Genomic DNA, 4,969 nt, shown 5'->3' with positions numbered 1-4,969 from the left:
GGTTATTAGATGAAAAGAATAGTAATCGTGGAAGATGATCTCAATCTAAACGATGGCATCAAGTTGGCACTTCATCAGTCAGATTATCAAATCAGTCAATGTACAAAAATTGAAGACGCCCATTCTTTATTCGCCAGAGAACGCATCGACTTGATCCTGCTTGATATCAATCTGCCTGACGGTTCAGGGATCGATTTTCTAAAAAAAGTTCGCTTATCCAGTGATATTCCAATCATCATGATCAGCGCTAATGATCTAGAATCGGATATCATTATCGGATTGGAGCTAGGGGCGAATGATTATATAACTAAGCCTTTCAGCTTGATGGTCTTACGGGCTCGGGTGGCTGTTCAATTAAGGGAAAAACAGAGCAGTGGTATTTTTACTTCGGAGGAGTATCATTTTGATTTTGAAAAAATGTGCTTTTATGTACAGAATCAGCTTACGGAATTAAGCAAGACGGAACAGCGTTTATTGAGATTATTGATTGCTAATAGAGGAACAGTTTTAAAACGTTCCTATTTAATTGATGAAATTTGGGCGGGAGAAAGTGAGTTTGTCGATGAACATGCTCTTACAGTTACCATCAATCGCCTAAGGGAAAAACTGGAAAGAAACCCAAATCATTCACAGCACATTACAACAGCCTATGGTCTGGGCTATTCGTGGAGATAGATATGGTAAAACTGCTTTTGGTTTTGATCGTTTTGTTTATGGTATTGATCATTTATTTCAATAAGCGTGAGGAAAAATTGTTATTTCGGCTTAGCAAGATGATTGACGCAGCCAACGCTGGCAGCTTAAAAGTAACTAAATATAGCGAGACACAATTCTCATCGATCGAAAACGACTTGTTTCGTTTTTTAACAGATCGAACGACAACGGAGGAAAGACTCCGTCAGCAAAAAAATTCAGTTCAATCTTTGATTGCAGACATTTCCCATCAAACAGGGACACCATTGGCAAATATCTCACTATACTCACAATTACTAGAGGAGAAATATGGTGATTCAAAGGAAGTGTCTGCACTTCGAAGACAATCAGAGAAACTGGATTTCTTGATCAAAGCTTTGATCAAAATGTCCCGCCTGGAAAATGGGATCATTCAGCCGAATGTCAGTCAATGTTCTCTTGCTGTTTTGCTAAAAGCAGTCGAAGAAGCGGTAAGAGAAAAGGCACTGGATAAACAGATTGTGATCGTATATGAGCCAGTCGATGATCTTTCGGCTATTTTTGACTTGAAATGGACAACGGAAGCATTAGTGAATATTTTGGAAAATGCTATAAAATACTCGCTGGAGTTTGGAAAAATTATTGTGAAGGCAGAGTCGTACTCTCTGTTTACCAGAATCACAATATCAGACAATGGGATCGGCATTCGTGAAGAGGAACAAAATAAGATTTTTCAGCGCTTTTATCGGAGTGCCGATGTAAGAGAAAAGGAAGGCATTGGGCTCGGTCTTTATTTAACCAGACAAATCATCGAAGCTCAAAAAGGCTATATTCGAGTCCAGTCAACACTAAACAAAGGCTCAGATTTTTCAGTATTTTTGCCGCAAAAATAAAATCTCTCAGAACTGTGAGATTGTGGAAACAACTTTTATAGATTGACTTGATAATGTCTGTATTGTAGGGAACAACGCAGACATTTTTTATATGGGGTGAGAAAAATGAATATCGTGGAAGTTCGAAATGTGGTGAAAAATTATATGAAGGGTCAGACAGTTACGCATGCTCTAAAAGGAGTCGATTTGAGTATTCCGAAAGGGGAGTTTCTTGCTATTGTTGGAACAAGCGGAAGCGGGAAATCAACGCTGCTGCATATTTTAGGCGGATTGGATCAGCCGACCAGCGGCGAAGTTATGATCCAAGGGAATGATTTAGGTCTGCTTTCAGATGAAGAACTAACTATTTTCAGACGACGCAACATTGGCTTTGTTTTTCAAAAATACAATTTGGTTCCAATGCTGAGTGTTTGGGAAAACATTACGATTCCCATTCGACTAGATGGGAGTGAGATCGATCAGGAGTATGTGCAGGAAATTATTCGTGTTTTAGGTTTAACAGAGAAGCAGGACGAGTTTCCGAATAATTTATCCGGCGGACAGCAGCAACGAGTAGCGATCGCTCGCGCCTTGGCAATAAAGCCAGCAATTATTTTTGCGGATGAACCTACGGGAAATCTGGACACGAGGACCAGTAGGGAAGTGCTGGGCCTCTTGCGTATCACCAGCCAACGGTTCAACCAAACAATGGTAATGATCACTCATGATGAAGAAATCGCTCAGTTGGCGGATCGAGTGATTCGTTTGGAAGATGGGCAATTTCTCTCAGCTTCAGAACGAGGATGGTCGTGATGAAAAAAGTAAAAAATAGAAAGACGCTATTAGAAATTTGTCTTCGCTTTATTCGTGCCTATCGGAAAAACACCTTAGCGCTGTTGCTAAGTTTTATTTTGACGATTAGTCTGATCGTTAGTATTTTTACTCTGCTTCATACCAATCAGCAAATCACGGAGAAACAGAACTTATTTATCTATACAGCAATGGACTATGAGATCAATGAGCTGAATGCCAAGCAAATAAAGCAATTGGAAAATGATCCAGCGATTGAGCATCTAGGTTTAAGTCGAGAAGTAGCAAAGGTTCAAACAGCAGGAAATCAACGAGGAAATCTAGTAGCAGCGAACCCAACAGAAATTCTTACGGTTTCCACTATGCTTAAGGGGCGGATGCCCAAGAAGTCAGGGGAGATCGTTGCTGAAAAGTGGACGCTATTGAATCTGGGACTCCATCCGACCGTCGGGCAAAAATTCAAACTGCCTATTGCTGGAAAAGGGAAGGAAGCTATCGAATTAGAGCTCGTAGGGATCATCAATGATCTCGCCTTCAATAAACGTTCGGCCAGTCTTACGCTCTATACCTTTTTTGATTTTTCGAGTATGGGGAATCAGCTACAGACTGCTCGTTTCGCTTTTAAGCCGGGAGTAGATAAAGAGCACCAACGAAAAGAGCTCCAAAGAAAACTAGGCTTACATAAAAAACAGTTCAGCCCAAATGTCTGGAAAAGCAGCTCCACCGCATCATTTCTATTGGACTTAGAGATCGGTATCCTGTTGCTCGTTGTTTGTTTGTCGATCGTTTATGGGATTTATCGTGTAGCCTTGATGACTCGAAAAAATCAATATGGCATCTTTCGAGCGATCGGGTTAACCAAAAACCAGATACGTCAGCTGGTCATCTATGAATTATTTCTCCTCTTTTTTGCTGCTCTTCCGCTTGGCGTGCTGCTAGGCTGGGGCACATCTCATTTAGTGACTGTACTATCTAAAGACCAGATGATGGAGATATTTTTCTGGGGCAAAGCAGATAGATTTGATTTAGTCATTCCTTATCTGCCGATCGCTGTTTGCCTGTTGGCATTTGTTTTTGCTTTGCTTCTAATTGGGCTGATTGCTAGTAAAATTATCAATAAGGAAGGAATCATCGAAACGATTTTTAATAGCGGGCAGCAGAATATGAGGACTTTTTCTGTCAATCACCAAACGAGAATCCCTATTGCTTGGGATTTAGCACGTAAATATATTGCTCAAGACATTCGCACGACGATTTATATTATTGTCTCACTGACCATCGGAAGCTGTCTGTTTATGGGGCTGCTGTATCAGTCTGATTTAGCCAACCAAACTCAGCAGATCAAGATCGATACCGATTTTTTTAGTAGTGATTTTATCATGAGTACCAATGATGATCGCACACCGAATGTTGGGATCACACAAAAAACGCTAAAAAAAATCTGCGCAATTGGCAACGTCAATGCAGTGGAAACGCAAAGTGCTCTTCCCATCCAAGTAAGGGACACTGGTCTGAAGCGCAACATTTCGTTTATTGATCAGCAAAATAAAAATATCAAAAAATCATACGGTTTTGAGCTACACGGCAAGAATCACGCAGGTAAGGAAGTCTATCGGACCAAATTGAAAGGCTATAATGCAGCTGCATTGAAAAAACTTCAAAATTATTGGCTTAAGGGAACGCGAGATTTTAGCAAGCTAAAAGAAAATGAGGTTATCGTGGCGATGCCAACGACAAGTGAATCTGGCAGATCGAAGGACATGGTCGGCTTTTTCAAAAATGGTCGACCAATCATGGACTATCAAATCAACGATTCGCTCAAGATCAGTTATCGAGAAGATCTCAACACAGCCGATCCTGAGTATTGGACTTTTTCCGATATGAACCAAAAATATATCGATAAACACTATAAGATCGCGTCGATTGTCTATTATACTTATATGCCGATTGTCTCCCAGCTGGAGCAGATCTATCCTTTGCTGATAACGTCAGAAACCCACTTTAAAAATGTTATCCCGAAGCCAGCGTATGAAACAATCAATCTTCACGCTAATCCGGATCTTTCAAAGAAAGGACAGACCGAGATTGAGAATCAACTAATCCATCTAGCGGTGAAAAACCAAAATGTGACAGCTAGAAGTATGATCGATGAAAAAGAACAGTTGTATTCGATATATCACAAAGAGCGTGTCTACGTTTTTGGGATTGCCTTTGTCGTCTTTATTTTAGCGATCACCAACTTGATTAACAGTTTAAAATATCGCATTGAAACGCGCAAAAGAGAGCTTTTTCTCTTTAAGGCGATTGGGATGACCTATCGAGATTTCAGCAAAATCATTCTGCTTGAAAATATCTTTTTCGTTGCTGCTGCGCTGCTAATTACGATCATTGGTTCATCCCCAATCATGAAAGCCCTGTACCAAAAGAATCAGATGTATCTTTTAGGAAAAAGCTATCAATTCCCATTTCTGAATTATCTGGTGATTTCGGGAGCATCACTTATTATCTGCTTAGTAGTTAGCAGTTATCTTACAGGGTATTTGAAAAAGACAAGTATTTTGGAAGAAATGAATCGCATAGAGTAAATGAGGTTAGTTTGTTTTTAACGTATGGAA

General features: G+C 40.1%; 4 protein-coding genes. All 4 read left to right on the top strand.

Annotated elements, in window-relative coordinates; translation table 11 throughout:
• The first annotated feature begins 9 nt into the window (after positions 1-9).
• The 4 genes from A5875_RS18860 to A5875_RS18845 all read left to right on the top strand — a co-directional run bounded on the left by A5875_RS18860 (position 10) and on the right by A5875_RS18845 (position 4,939).
• Positions 10-675 (top strand): response regulator transcription factor, encoded by a 666-nt coding sequence (locus A5875_RS18860; protein ID WP_088935121.1) that lies wholly within the window; start codon positions 10-12, stop codon positions 673-675.
• A gap of 2 nt (positions 676-677) precedes the next feature.
• Positions 678-1,565: a sensor histidine kinase gene (locus A5875_RS18855; RefSeq protein WP_088935120.1), complete on the top strand. Its 888-nt coding sequence runs from the start codon at positions 678-680 to the stop codon at positions 1,563-1,565.
• Positions 1,566-1,670: 105 nt separating this feature from the next.
• Entirely contained in the window at positions 1,671-2,357 is a 687-nt protein-coding gene (locus tag A5875_RS18850; protein ID WP_088935119.1) for an ABC transporter ATP-binding protein, read from the top strand.
• The gene (locus A5875_RS18845) at positions 2,357-4,939 is read left to right on the top strand and encodes an ABC transporter permease (protein WP_176244755.1); all 2,583 of its coding nucleotides are present in this window, start codon (positions 2,357-2,359) and stop codon (positions 4,937-4,939) included. Before A5875_RS18850 ends, A5875_RS18845 begins: the two co-directional genes overlap by 1 nt.
• Positions 4,940-4,969: the final 30 nt, after the last annotated feature.

The organism is Enterococcus sp. 3H8_DIV0648 (assembly GCF_002140655.1).
In the GTDB taxonomy this organism is placed as follows: Bacteria; Bacillota; Bacilli; order Lactobacillales; family Enterococcaceae; genus Enterococcus_A; species Enterococcus_A hulanensis.
This window is presented reverse-complemented; position numbering and strand designations above follow the sequence as displayed.

Coding starts and splice junctions, on each gene's coding strand:
- A5875_RS18860 (WP_088935121.1), top strand. CDS start 10: ATGAAAAGAATAGTAATCGTGGAAGATGATCTCAATCTAAACGATGGC.
- A5875_RS18855 (WP_088935120.1), top strand. CDS start 678: ATGGTAAAACTGCTTTTGGTTTTGATCGTTTTGTTTATGGTATTGATC.
- A5875_RS18850 (WP_088935119.1), top strand. CDS start 1,671: ATGAATATCGTGGAAGTTCGAAATGTGGTGAAAAATTATATGAAGGGT.
- A5875_RS18845 (WP_176244755.1), top strand. CDS start 2,357: ATGAAAAAAGTAAAAAATAGAAAGACGCTATTAGAAATTTGTCTTCGC.